Genomic DNA, 19,570 nt, shown 5'->3' with positions numbered 1-19,570 from the left:
TAACTTATTGAATTCAATTTCGGTTGCCGGATAGTATGTTTTCGATATCGCTAACGTTAGCACGCTCTATTTCATTATTTGAGGAAGCCTCAAGATACAGATTTCGTACGTAACTGTTGGTGATTCTTCGGGCTTTCTCCAGTTTAAGCCACTGCTCTATTTGAGGGATTAGCCAATCGAGATTTGGATTGTCGCCTGCAGGTCTCTCTTCCATAAGCTGTATTAAATGATACTGTCCGCCATGAATAAAGATTGGGGATCGTTCCGAGAGCCCCATTCTGTTCAGGTATCGGCGGATGATGGGAATATCTCCACCGGCAAGTGAAATTGGCCAGAATTGCTGGGACTGACGAAATTGCAGATCCGGATTTATGCTGTATTCATTTACAATATCTCTCCAATCTTCACCACGCATCAACGCACGGTTTGCATTGTCGGCATCTGTTCGTGTATTTGTAGTGATATGGCGGTACCTTACAAACTTCTCATTCAGGGTAAACTGGTCTTTGTAAGTCTGGTAATAGGTCTGCGCTTCTTCGGTAGAGACTTCTATCTGATTCAAATTTTGTTCAATCAGATAATCTTTCAAAGTCTGTTCCAGTAGTTGGTTTTTTTGCCGCTGCAAACGCCTGTTGAACTCATCGGTTCGGTCCAGCCCGATATGCTCGGCATGCTGAACCGTTACGGCTTGGTTAATCCACTGATCAACATAGTTTGAGATCGCTTCGATGCTGTCTTGCTGCAACACAGATTGAGGTATTTCATTCAGAGCCATTTGAAGAGTGAGAGACTGCCCACCGGCTCTGGCCAGCACCGGAGTGTCATCACTTTCCTGCCCGATGCTGCAAGCTGATATGAGGAGCATCAACAGGGCGAGAGTTGTAAGTAAGAATTTATTCATGAGCATAATACCAATTTCAGTTACTCAGCTTTTTTTATACTGAAAACTGTGATATGAGCATCAAAATACCATTTAATAGAGGTATTAGAAAACAATAAAATGAACAGCCTGTTTAGAAAAGAATCCCTGCAATTGTTGCAGTCATCATATTGGCCATAGTACCTGCCAAAACTGCCATCAGCCCAAACCGGGCCAAATCTGATTTTCGATTGGGAGCTAATCCTCCAATTCCGCCTATTTGAATGGCAATAGATGAGAAATTGGCAAATCCACAAAGTGCAAATGTAGCCATGGTAATGGTTTTAGGCGAAAGCATACCTTCAGAAACCATATCGGCCATCTGCAGATAGGCAACAAACTCATTCAACACCACTTTTGTACCCAGTAGGGAGCCCAGGTTTACAGCATCCTCCCAGGGTACTCCCATTAAGAAAGCGATAGGTGCAAGTAACCAGCCGAGCAGGGTCTCAATAGTCAGGTCAAATTCCGGAAAAAGAGAGTTGAACCCGGTGAGTTCTCCAATTTCAAACAGAAAGTAGTTAGCCATGGCCAGCAGTGCAATAAATGCCAAGAGCATAGCCCCCACATTTGCGGCCAACTTTAACCCAACACCGGCTCCGGTTGCGGCGGCATCAATACCGTTGGCATCAGTTTTTTCCACACTCATTTTAACATCCCCCTTGGTGGCAGGTTCAGATGTTTCCGGATAGAGAATTTTTGCAATAACGAGTGCTGCGGGAGCCGCCATCAAACTGGCTCCTAAAAGTTGTTCAGCAAATAACAGCCGTCCCACATCAAGAGGCACATTGTTGGCAAGTGCGTATGAATTGCCAAGCATTTGAACATAGGCGGCCATCACACCGCCGGCAATTGTAGCCATACCGCCGGTCATAACTGTCAGAAGCTCCGACAGCGTCATTTTACTAATGTATGGTTTAATAACGAGGGGAGACTCGGTCTGACCCACAAAAATATTCGCAACAACAGAGAGGGACTCCGCACCGGATGTACCCATTAATTTTTGCATCCCTTTCGACATTAAACTCACAATTTTTTGTAGGATGCCATAGTGGTATAGTATCGCTGTTAAAGAGGCGAAAAAGACAATGGTCGGCAAAACCTGAAAGGCAAAAAAGTTACCCAAACTACCTTCCATTCCCGGACTTTTAGCCAGGTCTCCAAATATGAATTCAGCCCCGGCGGTGGTAAAATCCAGAACAACGACGAAAAAGCTGGATACCCAACTGAAGAAGTCTTTAGGCCAGCCGAGTGGTGTCCAAACTTCTGCCATGTCCGAACCTTTGAGGATGAAGATCGCCAGACCAAACTGAATGGCCAGTCCGGTAGCAACCAGTTTCCAGTTAATCGCCTTACGGTTTTTGCTCAGCATCAGTGCGATTCCGATGATGACAGCCATTCCAATAATTCCACGAAGTATGTTCATGCGATTTACTCGTTAGGTTCTTCTGTTGATTCAACTGGATTCATGCGGGGAATCGGTTTCCCACGTTTTTGATCGACCGGCGGACGAAAGCAGTGGCGTGCACGGGGTTCGTAGGCATCTTTTTCACCAACTAAAACTTTATCCTGATTTTCCACCACTCGTTGCGAAAAGTTGGCAATCATTCCACTCTCCGAACAGATAGCATGAAGCTTGGTTACGAATTCAGCAACAGCCAGCAGTTGTGGCATCGGCTCAAAAGGTTTTCCCTCAAAATCCATATCTAAACCGGCAATTATGACCCGTTTACCGTCATTCGCCAGGGTATTGGCCACATCTACGATCCGGTCATCAAAAAACTGAGCTTCGTCTATACAAACAACTTTTGCCGTAGAGGTAAGTAGGATAATTTGATCAGCCGTATCAACCTGGATTCCGGGGAGAGCATTTTCGTTATGCGAAACCACTTCTGTGTCGCTATATCGGTTGTCAATGGCCGGTTTTACAACCACAACACGCTGACCGGCTATATGAGCGCGTTTGGCTCTTCGAATCAGTTCTTCGGTTTTTCCACTAAACATCCCGCCGCAGATCACTTCTATCCATCCAACCTGATCTGAGACAAAACCGGGTTCGTTTATCATTTTTTTCGATTAGTCGTGCAAATTACTGCGTGGAATATATCCTTGTAGGGATAAAGACAAAAGTTTTCTTTTCATCGGGTTTTACCCTTCAATCCGTTCAGTCGTTTTGTGAATAAATTGCTACCTTTTAATCCATTATCGGGAAGAAGTTCACTTATTATAAAAATCATATACATCAGACTGACTATTCAAAATGTTGCCATCTAACCGTTTCAAAATATCCTTACTCACAATCTTTTTTACATTATTCACTTCAGTAACACTGTTTGCCCAAATGGCCGAAGATTTTGAGTCGGGTTCGAAAGCCGGTTATGCAACGGGTACGGTAGAGCTTAAAACCGGTGAGTGGATGCTGGATGACGCTCTACTCGGAAATCTGGATGGAGATCGTAAAAACGGTGAACAATCAGTAAGGTTGAGAGATGGCAAGCTGGAGATGTTATTTGATTTTGATGACGGAGCCGATGAGGTGAGTTTTGTTGCATCAAATTCGGGATTTACAAATGATACCGGAGGAGTCATAAGCCTTCACTACTCTACAGATGAGGGAGATACGTGGCAGCAGGCAGGAAATAATACCGAAATGACCGATCAGCTTGAGCCGTATTCCATTTCAGTCAATATATCACAGCCGGTTCGGTTTCGTATTGCGAAGGAGGCAGGTGGGCGTATCAATATTGATGACTTTTTTATCACACCGTTCCAAGAGCTTGCAAATCAACCACTGTTAGAAATTACCGTCTCAGGCTCGAGTTTAAGTCCTGGGGATCTCCTGGATTTACCAATTGTGAATCCGAATCAAAGTTCTAAGTTGGATTTACGAATCAGAAATGGAGGGGAGCCTGACCTGAATGTATCTGAAATTATTCTTAGCGGTTCAGATCATTCAGCTTTCACTCTGTCTTCATCATTAGAAGGGGTAATTGAGGGAGGTGAAAGCGTGTTGGGCAGTTTACAGTTTCATCCTTCTGAGGCTGGGGAGTTTTCTGCAGAAATTACATTCAATAGTAATGATCCTGATCAGCCTGAATACAGGTTAATGTTATCTGCTGAGTCAATTGATGAAAATTCAATCATCCCCATTAAAAAAGCATACGACGTTCGTTTTGGTACCCGGGTATCGATTGCCGGACGTGTTTCCGCGGGGGATGAATTTGGCGGCCCTGCTCATTTTCAGGATCAAACCGGGGGATTTGCTGTATTTGAATCCGAATTGACAAGTCAGATTGTTCGAGGCGATTCGATTCGAGTTTCGGGTCCTGTAACGGAATTCAATCCCATTAATGGAACTCCGGGCACATTTCTGAGACAAATTGCTCCTACAGATGACGACAATAAGATTCTTTTCGAAATTTTCGATGTCGATCGTGTTAACCCTCATCCAGAAAATATATCCATAGCGGATTTGAATTCCGGAATGTACGAAAGTAAGCTCGTTCGACTGGAAGGGGTTTCTATAGAAGAACGAGGTCTTTTTTCCGGAGATACCAGCTACACAATTGAGGATGATACCGGTACTGCTCAGCTCCGAATTGACGGAAATGTGGAATCTTTAATTGATGCTCTGATTCCCGGTGACCCCATTGATATAACCGGGGTTGTGGATCGGTTTAATGGAGTTTATCAGATTAAACCGAGGGATAACCAAGACCTAAAGGCAGAATCCTTTACCCCTGAAGGTGAAGATATCGATAAAGATCTTACTTTTGATGTGGTTACGTGGAATATTGAATGGTTTGGCTCGGACGGAAACGGCCCCGCTAATAATGATCTTCAAATGAACAACGTAATTCGGATAATTGAAGAAATTGATGCGGATGTTTATGCTTTTCAGGAGATTGCGAGCCAAACAGAATTCTACTCTCTGGTTGACAGTTTGGAATTGTACAGAGGTTTTACATCAACTTACGGACAGACGCAGCAAACAGCTTATCTGTTTAAACCTACTGTGGTTGACTCTCTCGACTCCGGATTGCTCTTCGACGGGCAAGATAGTTTCGATTGGGCAGGCCGTTTGCCTCTCTATTTTGAAGTAGAAGTTACTGTGGATGGAAGAACCAGGCAGATATTTCTTTATAATATTCATGCAAAAGCATTTGGAGATCAGCCTTCCTACAACAGGCGCTTAAGTGCAGCCAATTCACTCAAGGCATACCTTGATGATGAGCGAATGAATGATCGTGTCATATTTCTGGGTGACTACAATGACGAGCTCACGAAATCAACCTACGAAGGTGCAGATTCATCTCCCTATCGGGTATTTCTTGAAGATGAATTCTACAAAGTGTTAACGCTGCAGCTGGAAGAGCAGGGGTTTGTTAGTTATGTTGGAAGTTCAAACCGGAGTTTTTTGGATCATATAACTATTAATGAGCTAATGGCAGAGTACCATATCGATGGGGCACAGCGAGTTGAATCAGTTTCGTATGTTGATGACTTTTTCAATACCACATCTGATCATGCTCCCGTTTGGACACGATTTCAGTTTACAGGCGAGGCCGTGGAGCTTCCAAATGAAATTGTAGTAGAACCGAACTATCCAAACCCGTTCAACCCATCAACGATCATTCCATTTACCCTGCCTGAGTCAACGGAAGTTAGCTTGGACGTGTTTGATATTTTAGGCAGAAAAGTGGCCTCACCGGTAAGAGCGCAGACTTTTGCGGAAGGTGATCACGAGATCAGTTTTGTTGCAGCGGGTCTCTCGAGCGGTGTCTACATCTACCGGATACGGTTCGGTGATGGGACAGAAGTGACTGAGAAGATGATGCTGGTGAAGTGATAAGAATTCCTGCAGCCTGCAGAGATTATCCAGAAATAATTAATCTGATTTCCCGGTTGCGGAATCATATAAGTCGGGCTTCATTTCCGGACGCAGTAGCCGCAAGGTTCAGAATTTGGGCTGTCAGAGTACCATAATTTTATGTATTTTTCCCGCTTCAAAAAATACGGGATACGATCCCTCAAAAAATTGTGTAAATATATCCGGAGATTATACCTACAGATATGAGATATTTCATCATATTATTGACAAGCCTGTTAATTAGTTTAGCCGCTTCTAACCTATATGCTCAGAGTTTTAACCCATCAAACTTGAGTGGAGTAAATGTTAATGAACTCAGTGAAGAGCAAATTCGTCAGGCGGACAGAGAGATTAGAGACAGAGGTTTAAGTTTAAGCGAATTTCAACAGCTGGCTGTGGCACAGGGGGCATCTCAGGCTCAGGTAAGTCAGCTAATCTCAAGAATCCGGCAGATTCGAAATCAATCTCCACAATCTGAAGGGGTGAGTTCAGATACCGAACGATCGGCCGTAACTGATGATACCTTGAACTTTCAACAGGTTCAGGAACGAACCTCAAGCCGTGAGGAGATTTCCGATTCTCTGAAAGTTTTCGGTATAGATTTATTTAGGAGAACATCACTGAGTTTTGAGCCTTCATTTAATGTTCCCACTCCGATAGATTACACACTTGGATCCGGTGATGAGATTATTATCGATATTTGGGGTGCAGCAGAACAGACTTATAGACTCTCTGTCTCTCCTGAGGGGAATATTCGTATTCCAAATTTGGGACCCATCCACGTTAATGGGCTTCAAATGGCGGAGGCGGAATCGCGTATACTTAACAGGTTAACCGACATCTATTCGGGATTACGTCCAAACAACCCGGAAGATGGCAATACATTTGCCCAGGTAACATTGGGTGACGTCAGAAGCATAAAAGTAACGGTTTTGGGAGAGGTAAGTCAGCCCGGAACTTACTCCATTTCTTCACTTGCAACTGCATTTAATGCTCTATATGCAGCAGGTGGACCGAATCGTAATGGAACCTTTAGAAATATTCAGATTATTCGGGATAAGAAAGTTCACACAGTTCTCGATATCTATGATTTTTTGATTGATGGAAACCAGGAAAGTAATATCAGACTTCGGGATCAGGACGTTATTAAGGTGGATCCGTATGTAAACAGAGTCCATGTTTGGGGAGAAACCAAACGAAACGGTTTTTTTGAAACCCTGGAAGGTGAAACACTTGAAGACCTCGTGAATTTTGCCGCCGGTTTTACGGATGAGGCATACACCCGAAGAGTCACACTCGAAGGTATGACGCCGACAATGCGAAGAGTAACATCTTTGATGTACCCTGAAGAACAGGATGTTGAAATTAAGAATGGTGATAAACTTCGCGTTGGTAAAATTTTAGACAGGTACGAAAATCGCATTACGGTTAGAGGTGCTTTCTTTAGACCCGGCACCTACGAATACGAAGATGGTCTTACCCTTTATGATATTATTGAGCAAGCAGATGGCCTGAAAGAGGATGCATTTCTTGAGCGGGGAGTTATTGAAAGAATTAATGAAAGAAGAGAGCCAATATCGCTTTCATTCAATGTTGAGAGAGTAATGAACGATCCCGCTGCATATGATATACCGCTTCAGCCGGATGACGTTATTAGAGTTTCTAGTATTTTTGACCTTCAGGAAGAGTACACAATTGCAGTTCGGGGTGCGGTAAACAGCTCAGGTTCCTTCCAGTTTAGGGAGGGAATTACTCTGAAGGATGCCATCTTAAGAGCGGATGGTTTCAGGGATAATGCCGCCGCTTACAGAATTGATGTTGCAAGACGAGTTACGGATGGCGGCCAGACCCGTCAAATGCAAACGGCAGAAACATTTCGATTTGATGTTGCCGAAAACCTTGGATTTGACGATCAGGATGAAGATTTTGAGCTCAAGCCATTTGATCAGGTCTATGTTCGAACCAAGCCAAACTATCAAACCCAGCAGACAGTACGAATTGAAGGTGAAGTCCAGTTTCCAGGAACATATGTTTTGAGCAGTCGCAATATGAGATTGTCTGATTTAATTGAGATGGCGGGCGGACTGTCAGATTTCGCCTATCCTACAGGTGCGTCTCTTGAAAGAAGATTAAATGACGAACTGGAAGAAGACCTGGAGTTTTTAGCAGAAGATGAAAGATCAGAAAGTTTAGGGTCAGCAAATACCACATCTGTTGGAATTCGTTTGCAGGATGCTTTGCAGAGACCGAATTCAGCTGTGGATCTAATTTTAGAAGCAGGAGATGTTGTCAGTGTACCTAAAGAGTTGATGACGGTAAGAATTGAAGGGGAGGTTCTCAATCCAACCAGTGTACGCTTCGACTCCGGTAGATCATTTAAATCTTATATAAATGCGGCCGGTGGTGTTACAGATAATGCTAAAGGAAGCCGAGCATATATTGTATATGCAAACGGAGAAGTAGACCGAACCAAACGGTTTCTCTTTTTTAGAAATAACCCCTCGGTTGAACCGGGTGCTACAATCATTATTCCGCGGAAACCTGAAAAACGTGAATTAACGGTTCAGGAAAGAATCAGTATTACGGCAACGCTTGCATCTACAGCCGCAACGATTGCACTGATGATCGATCGATTGAGTAATTAGTAATTTAAAAGTTCAACGGGTCGCTGACCCGTTGAATCTTGATAAATGGATACTTTGAAATTTCACAAACACTTTTGAAATAAGGTTACCGAAATTTCAGCTCTGAAAACCTCTTTTTGCCTTTTAAAAAGTAATCAGCGACGATACTTTTCTGATAGACCAGGTGAGTTGGAGTAGTAGCAGTAAGTTTGGCTTTTAATTCCCGGCGTTTATTTAGGGTAAGGGTTAACGAGCCGTATAAAGCGAAATGAGCGCGAATAATAGCCCATGTATCTTTAAGATTTCCAGATAAAATGGCTTTGATACCGGCAACCCCATCAAGGACGAGCCGTCCAAAAATTCTAAAAAACGGGTTGCCGTCGAGGTTTTTAGTCAGCATCAAAAGATTGTTGCGGTAGTTATAATAGACTTTCCGCGGATTTCCCATCGGCAATGAGCCACCCCCAAGATGGTACACAATACTTTCGGGTTGATACATAACCGTATACCCCGATTTGTGAACCTGCCAGCAGAGATCAATCTCTTCCATATGAAATTCAAAGTCTTCATCAAAGCCGCCTAAACGCTCAAAAAGAGTTTTTCGAATGGCTAAAGCTGCACCCGATGCCCAGAATATTTCAGAAGGTGTGTTGTACTGCCCTTCATCTTTTTCAACATAATCAAAAATTCTACCTCTGCAGAAAGGATAGCCCATCTTGTCCAGGAATCCACCGGCTGCTCCGGCGTATTCAAAGTAGTCGGGTTGTTCCACCGATAGAATTTTGGGCTGAACGACTCCAACTTCTTTTTTCTGAAAAATGCTTTCTAACCCTGCTAACCAGTGAGGATCAGGGTAAGCATCATTGTTTAAAAAAATAAGAATGTCACCCTTTGCCTCTTTAGACGCCCTGTTATTTCCTCCACAATACCCGTAATTCCGGTCAAAAGTAGCAACTCTGACTTCAGGGAACTGTTGTTTTACCCACTCGACCGAACCATCATCCGAAGCGTTATCGGCAATGATAATTTCAAAGTTTGGATAATCAGTTTTTGCAACTTGTGGTAAAAAGCGTTTCAGATGATGCAGTGCATTCCATGTAACGATGATGATGCTGAAAAATGGTCTGTGTTTGGTTTTGGTCACGTCAGGTTAGCCGGTTTAATTTATGATTTCCGATAAAAGATTTTGCGCTAAAACGAAGAGTTCATATACTCAGAAAAAGATCATTGATGACGGCATGACAAAGATAGGATTAATATCCGACACACATAACTATTTTGACCCTCAAATCGAGGAGTACTTTTCAGACAGGGACGAGATATGGCACGCCGGTGATTTTGGAACGATCGAAATAGCTGAAAAATTAAAAAAGATTGCTCCGCTTGTGGGGGTCTATGGAAATATTGACGGACAAGATATTCGGAAGCAATATCCTCTGCATCAGAGATTTACCCGTGATGGCGTGGATGTATGGATGACTCACATTGGCGGAATTCCCGGAAGATACTGTATCCCTATCCGCGAAGAGATCGAAAAGAATACTCCCGATCTGTTTATTTGCGGACATTCCCATATTTTGAAAATTGCACGGGACCAAACACTTGGTAAAATGCTCTATATAAATCCTGGGGCAGCAGGAAAGCAAGGATTCCAGGTGCATCGGACAATGGTTCGATTAACTATCGATGAAGGAAAAGTACACGATGTGGAAGTGATAAACCTTGGGAAACTGGGAGACTAGATTGGTTTAGTATTCAATTTTTCTTCAGCAGAACCTTTAGAATCTCTTTGAGCGAATTCATGCGATGAACAATTTGGCCTCAATTTCAGTTTTCATTGCATGATAGATAGAGACTTTTATAACCTGAAATAATGCGTAAAAAAGCGGTTGTTATTGGAGCCGGACTTGGAGGGCTTGCAGCTGCATCACTACTTGCCAGTCGGGGTTTAAGAGTTACTGTATTTGAAAAAAACGATACAGTAGGTGGGAAGATGCAGGAGTTTAAAAAGGATGGATTTCGGTTTGATACCGGGCCCAGTCTGTTCACGATGCCATTTATTCTTGAAAACCTCTTTGAGCTGTGCGGTGAATCTCTGCAGGATTATTTGACATATGAAGAACTGAGCCCGATCTGTCGGTACTTCTACTCGGATGAGACAGTATTTGATAACTATTCTGACAGAGAAAAGAATTTTGCTGAGATTGAAAAATTTGCTCCGCAAGAAGTAAAACGATATTCAGAATTTTTAGACCGATCTGAGAAGTTATATGATCAAACCGCTGATGCATTTCTATTTAATCCGTTATATGATCTGTCCGATCTGAAGGGTTTGAAACTGACTGATTTCATGGGTATTGACGCATTTTCAACAGTTTCAGATAAGGTGGATGACTATTTTGAATCATCCTACTTAAGGAAGTTTTTTAAACGATTCACAACATATAACGGCTCTTCGCCATACCAGGCTCCGGCAACGTTGAACGTAATACCACATGTAGAGCTGAATCAAGGCGGGTATTATGTGAACGGCGGAATGTATAACATAGCCAGGGCAATGTATCATTTGGCCATCAAACAGGGAGTGTCATTCAAAATGGGTTGCGCGGTTCAATCCATTCAGGCAGACGGTTCAAAAGTAACGGGAATCATAACGGCGTCGGGTGAACAAGTGGATGCCGATCTGTTTATCGCAAACAGTGATGCAACAGATACACTCCTGAATCTCTTAGATAAAAAAGCGATATCGAACCGAAAACGTAATCGACAAAAGAGAATTGAGCCATCCTGCTCAGGATTTGTTTTGATGCTGGGAGTTGAAAAGACGTGGACACACCTCCGGCATCACAACATCTTCTTTTCGGAGGATTATCAAAAAGAGTTTAAACAGATCTTTGAAGAGAAGGTGTTGCCTGATGATCCGACCATCTATGTAACGAATACGTCGTTCACAGATAGCTCTCATGCTCCTGAAGGGTGTTCCAATCTGTTTGTTCTGGTTAACTCACCGTATGTAACGAACGATCAAAACTGGGAGAAACTGTCAGATTCATATTCTACTTTTCTTATTGATGAACTTGAACGCCGTTCTCTTACCGGTCTCAAAGAGGCTGTTTCATTTCAAAAAGTTATCACACCGAAAACGTTTCTGAAGCTTTATGGCTCAAACAAGGGGAGTATATACGGTACATCATCCAACAATCTTTTTTCCGCATTTGTCAGGCCGAGAAACAAATTACGGGGAATTGATAATCTGTTTTTGGTAGGAGGGAGCACTCACCCCGGGGGTGGAATTCCGCTTGTTGTTCAGAGTGCGTTTAATGCAATGAAGTTAATCGAACGCAGTAATATTTGATGTTTTGCAGAAACTGAATCAGATTCTGTAACCTTTAGAGAGATCGATCTCGTTTAATTACATGAATACTGAACCTGAATTTACTTTCTAGTCAGTTTGGCTACGGCTTCAATATGATATGTTTGAGGGAACATATCAACAGGCTGTACAGACTCTACATGGTAGAACTCCTTCAATATTTTCAGATCGCGGGCCATGGTAGATGGATTACAGCTCACATATACGAGTCGATTTACATCCAGTTTGCAAAGCTGATCCACTACATCCGGATGCATTCCGGATCGGGGGGGATCCGTAATAATACAATCCGGCCGTCCATTTTTCTCCAAGAATTCGTCATTGAATGTGTCTTTCATATCCCCCAAAACAAATTCCACATTTTCGACGCCATTCTCTTTTGCGTTAAATTTCGCATTCTCAATTGCGACGTCCACAATTTCAATTCCGGTAACTTTATCAGCTTTATCAGCCATAAAAAGTGAGAGCGTTCCAACTCCGCAGTAGAGATCAAACAGATGTCCGCCGTTGTCTAACTCTGCAAAATCCCTCGCCACGGAGTAGAGTTTTTCTGCCTGGCGCGTATTTGTTTGGAAGAATGCATTGGCATGAATCTTAAACGAGTGGTTGCCTATTTTGTCAACAATGAAACCCGGGCCATGGAGAACATTCTCGTATCGTCCCACTGCCGTCGGGTTGTACTGGTCATTGATGTTGTTGACAACAGTTGTGATGGATAGAAATTCCTCCAAGAGTGCATCTTTCAATGAATTGATGAGCTCTGGACGATCTTCAAACGTTACGATGTTCACCATCAGATCTTCGGTAAAGTGGCTGTTTCGAATGACCAGGTGTCTGATAAATCCCTCTTTTTTAAAAATGTCAAAAGCAGGAATCTCATTTTTGATACAGTAATTACGTACAAAATCGAGAATGTTAAACGATATGGGATCCTGTAAATGGCACTCTTGAAGGTTCAGCAGTTTGTCAAATCTTCCGGGAGCATGCATACCGGCGGTAAATGCGGTGTCATCAACATATTCATCCCTGTTGATCTCTTCCTCGGTCAGCCATCGTTTGGTTCCGAAGCTGTACTCCATCTTGTTTCGGTAATAAAAGTCGTTCTCGCATGCTAAAATAGGCTTTACAAGGCCCGGATCGAGATGGGCAATCCGTTCTATGTGATCCCGCACGTGCTGCTCTTTATGCTTAATCTGCTCGGAGTAGGGCAGATGCTGCCAGGTACAGCCTCCACAAACATTAGCGTGGCGGCATTTGGGCTCAATCCGATCGGGTGAAGGCTTCAGAATTTCAAGCAGTTTAGCCTCTCTCCAGGTTTTCTTTTTTTTGATGATTCGTGCTTTCACAACATCGCCGGGAGCAGTACCTGAAACAAATACTGCTATACCATCTTTTTTTGCGACTCCCTTGCCCTTAAACGCAGTAGATTCAATTTCTAATTCAACTTCTGTTCCTTTTTTTAACGACATGTAAAAATTTTTCCTCTGTGAGAATTAAAATTGAGTCCTATACGATCAGCAGATATTGCTTTTGAAAGTAGATTGATGTTGTTAATCGCTTTCAGCTTTTGATTTGTACTGGGTTTCAAACTGAATCTGAAATGCAGTTTTAACATCAGAGAGTTCAATAATCTTTTGCATCGAGAGATCGAGCTGTTTCATGATTCGGTTTGAAGATGCTTCGAGAAATTTAACAGCGGTTTGAGGGTTTCGTTTTTTCAGTGTTTCAAAGTCCGGTGTAAAAAAACCTAGAAGAGTGCAATCCGTAAGGCACTGAGCAGAGGAGAGTCGTCGCGTTTCATATCCAATGGATACGAGTCCTATTTCCTGAGGAGATTCTACGGTAATGGTATGAGTTTCTTCATTTTCAGAATTTGGGATGCCACCTTGATTTTTTACCTGCAGCTGAATCTGCCCCTCTTCAATAAAATAGAGCCCGCTGGCGGGATCGTTTTGATAATAAACATACTCTCCGCTCTTATAGGTTCGTCTATGGCAAAGTTGCAGCAGTTCGTAACGCTCGGTTGGGGAGAGATTTTTCAGAAGATCTGAATTTTTAACAATGTTACTTTGCTGTTTCATTTTTTGGAGTTTGCTATTATTTCCAAACATAATCGATTGATTTAGAATGAATGTCCGATGCCAAAACTGAAATACATTTGTCGGTTGTTGAACCAGCCCTGTTCCAGATCGTGGGCTCTGAAGGTAAAGTCGAATCGTGCCACGATAAACTCCCAGTCTAAACGAATTCCTAAACCGGATCCAACAGCAACCTGGTTGTAAAATTCATTAAGCCGAAATCGGCCGTCCCGAAGTAAATCGGTATCCTGTTCATCAATAAATGTATTGCCGGGTCCGTACCAAACATTTCCGGCGTCAGTATGCCAGGCAAGATACCAATCTGCGCTTAAAACATTTTTCATAAATGTCTGACGAATTTCCGTAAATGCAGCCAGTTTAACTTCTCCGCCCGGAATGGTCACTTCGTCAGGTGGAATACTTCCCGGCCCTAAACGAAACGGACTCCAGCCGCGGATATCGTTACTGCCACCGGCAAAAAAACGGCGGTTGAGCGGAATATTATCACTTTGTCCGATTGGATGGGCATATCCGCCGAACAACCTGAAGGCAGCTACGGCATCGGGCGACAGACTGATGTAGCGGCGATAATCTGCTGAGAGTTTAAAGAATCGACTGTAAGCCAGGGAGTTAGATGAGATATTTAAAGGGGATGGAAGGGTACCCTCAATATCCCCGGGTGTAACCAGATAGCGGTCAATTAAGTAGGGAATATTACCCCCTAAAGCCACAGAATATTCACTGAAATAGCCGTAATTCCGTTTTATGATATTGGTATTTTGTGCTCGAAATGTATACCGAATGACGGATGAAAACTGCGGTCTGAAATCCTCTTCAATTCGCAGAAGTTCGATTGAATTTTCTCCAAATTCATTAATCAGATTTTGCCGGAACTGAGAGGATGGATCGGTATCAACCACATCCAGTTCAAACATATCGATCAAGCTTTGAAATCGGCGTGAGTGGCGAAGTTCATACCGGAGGTTAAACCGAACATCAGAGTTGATATCAAAGAATAATTGGTTGCTCTGGCTATAGCTGAGTGAGTATCGGGTTCTGGCACTTTCTATCCAAGCTGCATCGCTTAAAGGTGATAGCGGCCAATTTAAACGGGGAAGGGCGTACTCTACCCTGAATTCATAACTTTGGAAAATCGCTGAACCTGTGGTTGTTCGATTGCCATCTTCGTCCCGGGGAGAAATTTCGTTTAACGTGTTGGAGGTAACAAATTCCAGATTTGTATTTAGAGCCACCGTTAAATTCTCGGCTCTTCCCAGCAGGTTGTTGTTATTGTAATTAAGCCCGATTCCCGTACCAAAACCGTACCGTCTCATCCCAAAAATTTCTGTTCGGATTGAGTGTTTGGGAAGGGTTTGAAGATCAAAATAAACGGGAATTTGTTCTTGGCTGTAGTCGGGCAGAGATCCATCTGCACTAAGACCAAACCGATTAATAAGTAGCATACCGAGGTTTTGGTAGGAGTTTACACTCCTCAGATAAGCCGATTGATCGAACGTGTCGCCGGCTCTGAATTGTAACTGTTCCGTTAACAGGTCGAATTTTGTATTGGCGTTTATCTGTTTCTCCATGTTAACAGAGAATCCCTCCTTTACAAATTGAGGGTCAATTTCTGTGAGACTTTCTTCGTACATGCCATTTCCATCAGGTCCGGCCAGCTTAATGTGCACATCACCAAAAGTGTAAAAATCCCCCGGACGTATAGAGTACAGGACATCCATTGTGTAGGTGTCATCCTCGTCACGTTTGATAAGAGCCCGGACAGAATCCCGCTGTGCCGCAGCAAACCCGTGATTCTTTAAGAAATCAATAATTCGACTCTGTTCCTGACGAAGTTTTTGGGCATTATACTGTTCATTGACGGAAAAAGTGGAATCATTCTCGGAATTTCCGGAGTAGAGACTTTCAGAGAAAAAATCCTCTTTCAAATTCTCTTCTGTTCTAAAATCAGGAAGTCCTGTGTAGGAAACAGAGCGTAGACGGGACGGACGGCCCTCCTCAATAATGAAGGAGACTTCAAAACGATTGGGGCGGTATTCAATGATCGTGGTATCAACACGGGTGTCGAAATAGCCCATATTTTCATAGTAGAGCCGAATTCTCTCCATGTCGCTTGCTACAGTTTCTCGATCGAGTAGCGTTGGGGATTCTCCAACTCCCACCAATTGATGAATGTAATACCACGGTGTAAAACGGGGAATACCTAAAAACTCTCGGTTGTTACGGGTACGAACCAGTGTACTCAGGGATCGATTACTCACATTGTCGTTTCCGGTAAAACGAACCAATCGTACAACTTGATCCGAACTCTCCTGAACTTCTTCAGAATTGGAACTGTCATTTTGATTCTGCCCGGACTGCGCCACAGATATCTCGGCGGCAGTTATGCAAAACACCAGTAAGAAAGTCGCCAGAATGGAGTAGCGCACGCAGGATCGAAGTTACAGATTAGAGTATATATTGATCCTGAAAATAGGACTTTTCAGGGAAATAATAAGGAGCAATCCTGTGTGATTGTAAATCAATAAAATGGGTTCTTTTTTCTGTAGCAGGTTAGGATTATTCTTGAATATGTAACGAAAATATGTTGATATGTTGCCCGGAAAAGCAGAAATAAAAAAACGCGGAGCCTCGTAAAAGGTCCGCGTTATTAATAATCGGGAAATTATCAATTTATCATACATCATCGTAATCAAAACCTTCATCTTCTTCACCGTGGAAGAAATCTTCCTTGCGAATATAATCCGGCCAGATATCTTCAATACCTTCATAAATGGTTTCTTCTCCCTCTTCAATTTCGTCTAGTTCGTACAAATTATCAATCGCCTGTTGTGGTAAGCCGTTACGCTCCGCCCATTCGATTAATTCTTCTCTTGTTGCCGGAAAAGGAGCATCATCAAGTGCAGCGGCTAATTCTACAGTCCAAATCATAGTGTTATATCAGTAGGGTTAATTTTAAAATTTCTTGCCTGTTGTCGAATTCTATAAAACGTTTCCTGATGAGAAATGCAAATTATTTCGGTGATAATCGATAAAAAAAATAAAATTCTTAATATTGTTTACTTGCATCCGGTTTTCATTTTTCAATCTGACCGTAGATCATCAAGAAGATGAACTTTAGAAGTAACACAACGATCAAAATGTTCCGTAAATCAAAAAATACCGGTCTGATTGTTTGAACTGATTGAAATTTTCTTTTTACTGAAACCTGTTAATTATTGAACTCATGAAGTAATATCGATTATGAAAATTCTATACATCTTTCCCCATCCCGATGATGAGTCGTTCGGCCCGGCTCCGGCTATGCATGCGCAACTCAGGCAGGGCCACGAAGTATTTCTGTTGACTCTCACCAAAGGTGAAGCCACCAAGCAGCGATTTAGGCTCGGTGTGGATAAGAAGGAGATGGGGGAGATTCGTTTTAAGGAGATGAAGTGTGTAGAACAAACACTGGGATTGACCGGGATGACGGTTTTAGATCTTCCGGACAATGAGTTAAAACAGATGGACCCCATTGAGATTGAAAACACGATAGAAGATCATATTCGTCATATTAAACCGGATGTTTTAGTAACATATGCGGTGCACGGGGTCAGTGGTTTTCATGATCACCTCGTAACACATGCCGTTGTTAAACGGGTATTTTGTAAAATGAGATCTGAAAACGAGAAATTTCCAAAACGTTTGGCTCTGTTTACGAGAATGGGTGAAGTGAAAACAGATGGGAAGTTTCGTCTGGAAGCTTCGTCTGATGATGAAATTGGGTTTGTGGAAGTGTGCAGTGATGAGGATATGGAAAAGTTTTATCAGGCACTCGATTGCTATCAGACCTATCAGCAGGTAATTGAAGACAGTAAGGTGAAAGAAGTAGTTGACAACCGGGTTCCATTTGAAATTTTTGGTGAAAAAGTAACCGGCAGACTGAAATCGATAGTGGAAGACTTGTAAGATTTGTCAGATATCATGTCATAAATTGGCTATTATCAGCCATTGGAATTAACAGACAAAAAATATTGAGTAGAATGAATGATGCAGGATAGAGATGTACTGATTTCGGGAAAAACCTCTTTTAAGGTTGAGGTACCGTATACTTTGATTGAAACCGGAGCAAAAGGTGAAAAGAAACCACTGATTGTCTATCTGCACGGTTTTGGACAAAATATGAAGACTTTCATGCAAAAATGTGATCATTTAATGAGTCTCAAGGCTTATCATCTTTTCATTCAAGGGCCCTATCCAATTTATGATCGAAATCGAAAGAAGAACGTTACGGATTGGGGGAGAGCTTGGTACCTCTATGATGGAAACAGGGGGCAGTTTATCAAATCACTGGAGCTGGCTTCAGAATTTGTTCAGGAGGTGATTGATAAATTGTTACCCATGATTGAAGAGAATGTTAGCAGAATAGGAGTTCTGGGCTATTCGATGGGAGGGTACCTGGCCGGATATTTTGCGTTAACTCGCTGGAAACATGTAAATGATTTGGCAGTGGTGGGAGCGAGGATAAAAACGGAAGTGCTAAATAATAATTGGCAAAATATTCAACATATTAATATTGCAGCATTTCATGGAAAGAAAGATGATCAGGTTTTAGCTGAACCACAAGCAAAAGAGATTGAACGGCTAAAAGAAAAAGGTGTGCAGGCAGAGTTGAATTTATTGAATGAAAATCATTCATTTAGTGAGAAGTATTTGACAGAGATTCTAAACTGGTTTATTCGATTAGGTTATTCCAAAAATTGATGGAATATTGAATTTGCTAATTGGGAATAGTGTAATTTTTTTGTAAACCTTTAAAACAAAACAGTAGTTAGCGGAAGCAATATTCATCATATTGTTACTGGCAGACTGAAGTATCTGATTTATTTTATCAGGTAAAGCTTTAAAAAATTGTACTTTGAATAAAATAAATTTGTAACCTTTAGCAGATTCATCTTTATTATACCATTCATTGAAACGATATCATTATGTCTACAGCATCGACGGATACAAAAAAGAAGATGAAAATATTGGTCGTAGAGGATGACCCAACGGTTAGAACTCTCGTAAAGGCAGTTCTTGAACACAGGGGAAACGACGTTGCCGTTGCTGAAACGGCAGGAGAAGGAGAAGATAAGGCGTTGAACACAAAGTTCGACATGATTATCCTCGACTTACGCCTTCCTGACGGGAATGGTTACGACGTTTGCGCAAAGATCCGCGATGAAGGGGTGACCACGCCGGTTCTTGTTCTTTCGGCCGAGCACGAAACAGATGTAAAAGTAAAAGTGCTAAATGTTGGGGCAGATGACTATCTTACAAAACCGTTTAACAGTGATGAACTTATGGCACGTTTGGATGCCATTGCACGCCGTAGCAACAACAAAGATTCTGAAAAAGAACTTACCTGCGGAAGTTTGACAGTTGACCTGATCTCCAGAAAAATGATCATCAATGAAAATGAGGTTGACCTAACGAATAACGAATTCAACCTGTTGGTCTATTTTGTTCGAAATAAGGGACGAATTATTTCTCAGGAAGAACTGGCAAGCAACGTTTGGGATATTCACTTCGACACTCAAACGAACTACATCAACGTTTATATCAGCTATCTGCGTAAAAAGATGAGAGATCACACGGAGTTTGACTACATTGAGACGGTCCGTAAAAAAGGATTTATGTTTCAATGTGATGAGGAGTAATCATACC

General features: G+C 42.3%; 15 protein-coding genes. 7 read left to right on the top strand and 8 right to left on the bottom strand.

All coding sequences use genetic code 11. The features are described 5' to 3' along the window. Positions 1–13: 13 nt before the first annotated feature. From BG260_RS07165 to BG260_RS07155, 3 genes are all read right to left on the bottom strand, one after another. Positions 14–901 (bottom strand): peptidylprolyl isomerase, encoded by an 888-nt coding sequence (locus BG260_RS07165; protein WP_176719453.1) that lies wholly within the window; start codon positions 899–901, stop codon positions 14–16. A gap of 112 nt (positions 902–1,013) precedes the next feature. Continuing rightward, positions 1,014–2,345, bottom strand: a complete 1,332-nt coding sequence (locus BG260_RS07160; protein WP_069131273.1) for a NupC/NupG family nucleoside CNT transporter — start codon at positions 2,343–2,345, stop codon at positions 1,014–1,016. Between the two features lie 5 nt (positions 2,346–2,350). After that, positions 2,351–2,986 carry a thymidine kinase gene (locus BG260_RS07155; RefSeq protein ID WP_069131272.1) on the bottom strand — a complete coding sequence of 212 codons (636 nt, stop codon included), beginning with the start codon at positions 2,984–2,986 and terminating at the stop codon, positions 2,351–2,353. Positions 2,987–3,260: 274 nt separating this feature from the next. Between BG260_RS07155 and BG260_RS07150 the strand changes: the two genes are divergently transcribed. Both BG260_RS07150 and BG260_RS07145 read left to right on the top strand, forming a co-directional pair. Beyond that, positions 3,261–5,768: a choice-of-anchor D domain-containing protein gene (locus tag BG260_RS07150; RefSeq protein ID WP_176719452.1), complete on the top strand. Its 2,508-nt coding sequence runs from the start codon at positions 3,261–3,263 to the stop codon at positions 5,766–5,768. 224 nt (positions 5,769–5,992) lie between these two features. Further along, entirely contained in the window at positions 5,993–8,434 is a 2,442-nt protein-coding gene (locus BG260_RS07145; RefSeq protein ID WP_069131270.1) for an SLBB domain-containing protein, read from the top strand. An 85-nt stretch (positions 8,435–8,519) separates the two neighbouring features. Here BG260_RS07145 and BG260_RS07140 read toward each other — a convergent pair whose 3' ends face one another. Further along, positions 8,520–9,557, bottom strand: coding sequence for a glycosyltransferase family 2 protein (locus BG260_RS07140; protein WP_069131269.1), 1,038 nt, complete (start codon positions 9,555–9,557; stop codon positions 8,520–8,522). A gap of 94 nt (positions 9,558–9,651) precedes the next feature. On the opposite strand from BG260_RS07140, the gene BG260_RS07135 reads away from it, so the two are divergent. Then, the gene (locus BG260_RS07135) at positions 9,652–10,155 is read left to right on the top strand and encodes a metallophosphoesterase family protein (protein ID WP_069131313.1); all 504 of its coding nucleotides are present in this window, start codon (positions 9,652–9,654) and stop codon (positions 10,153–10,155) included. 131 nt (positions 10,156–10,286) lie between these two features. Continuing rightward, a complete protein-coding gene (locus BG260_RS07130) occupies positions 10,287–11,768 on the top strand; it encodes a phytoene desaturase family protein (RefSeq protein ID WP_069131268.1) in 1,482 nt (493 codons plus the stop codon). An 80-nt stretch (positions 11,769–11,848) separates the two neighbouring features. Here BG260_RS07130 and rlmD read toward each other — a convergent pair whose 3' ends face one another. The 4 genes from rlmD to BG260_RS07110 form a co-directional block, all read right to left on the bottom strand. Beyond that, the gene (gene rlmD / locus BG260_RS07125; RefSeq protein WP_069131267.1) at positions 11,849–13,255 is read right to left on the bottom strand and encodes a 23S rRNA (uracil(1939)-C(5))-methyltransferase RlmD; all 1,407 of its coding nucleotides are present in this window, start codon (positions 13,253–13,255) and stop codon (positions 11,849–11,851) included. A gap of 81 nt (positions 13,256–13,336) precedes the next feature. Beyond that, the gene (locus tag BG260_RS07120) at positions 13,337–13,867 is read right to left on the bottom strand and encodes a cyclic nucleotide-binding domain-containing protein (protein WP_245683921.1); all 531 of its coding nucleotides are present in this window, start codon (positions 13,865–13,867) and stop codon (positions 13,337–13,339) included. Between the two features lie 41 nt (positions 13,868–13,908). After that, the gene (locus BG260_RS07115; RefSeq protein WP_245683920.1) at positions 13,909–16,278 is read right to left on the bottom strand and encodes a BamA/TamA family outer membrane protein; all 2,370 of its coding nucleotides are present in this window, start codon (positions 16,276–16,278) and stop codon (positions 13,909–13,911) included. Between the two features lie 280 nt (positions 16,279–16,558). Next, a complete protein-coding gene (locus BG260_RS07110; RefSeq protein ID WP_069131265.1) occupies positions 16,559–16,813 on the bottom strand; it encodes a DUF2795 domain-containing protein in 255 nt (84 codons plus the stop codon). Between the two features lie 312 nt (positions 16,814–17,125). On the opposite strand from BG260_RS07110, the gene BG260_RS07105 reads away from it, so the two are divergent. The 3 genes from BG260_RS07105 (at position 17,126) to BG260_RS07095 (ending at position 19,563) form a co-directional block, all read left to right on the top strand. Then, positions 17,126–17,830 carry a PIG-L deacetylase family protein gene (locus tag BG260_RS07105; protein WP_069131264.1) on the top strand — a complete coding sequence of 235 codons (705 nt, stop codon included), beginning with the start codon at positions 17,126–17,128 and terminating at the stop codon, positions 17,828–17,830. 78 nt (positions 17,831–17,908) lie between these two features. Continuing rightward, positions 17,909–18,625: an alpha/beta hydrolase gene (locus BG260_RS07100; protein WP_245683919.1), complete on the top strand. Its 717-nt coding sequence runs from the start codon at positions 17,909–17,911 to the stop codon at positions 18,623–18,625. Positions 18,626–18,849: 224 nt separating this feature from the next. Next, the gene (locus BG260_RS07095; RefSeq protein ID WP_245683918.1) at positions 18,850–19,563 is read left to right on the top strand and encodes a response regulator transcription factor; all 714 of its coding nucleotides are present in this window, start codon (positions 18,850–18,852) and stop codon (positions 19,561–19,563) included. Positions 19,564–19,570 lie beyond the last annotated feature (7 nt).

The sequence above is a fragment of the Rhodohalobacter halophilus genome (assembly GCF_001715195.1).
GTDB lineage: Bacteria > Bacteroidota > Rhodothermia > Balneolales > Balneolaceae > Rhodohalobacter > Rhodohalobacter halophilus.
Note: the sequence above shows the minus strand (reverse complement) of the source record. Positions and strands in the feature narration are given on the sequence as shown.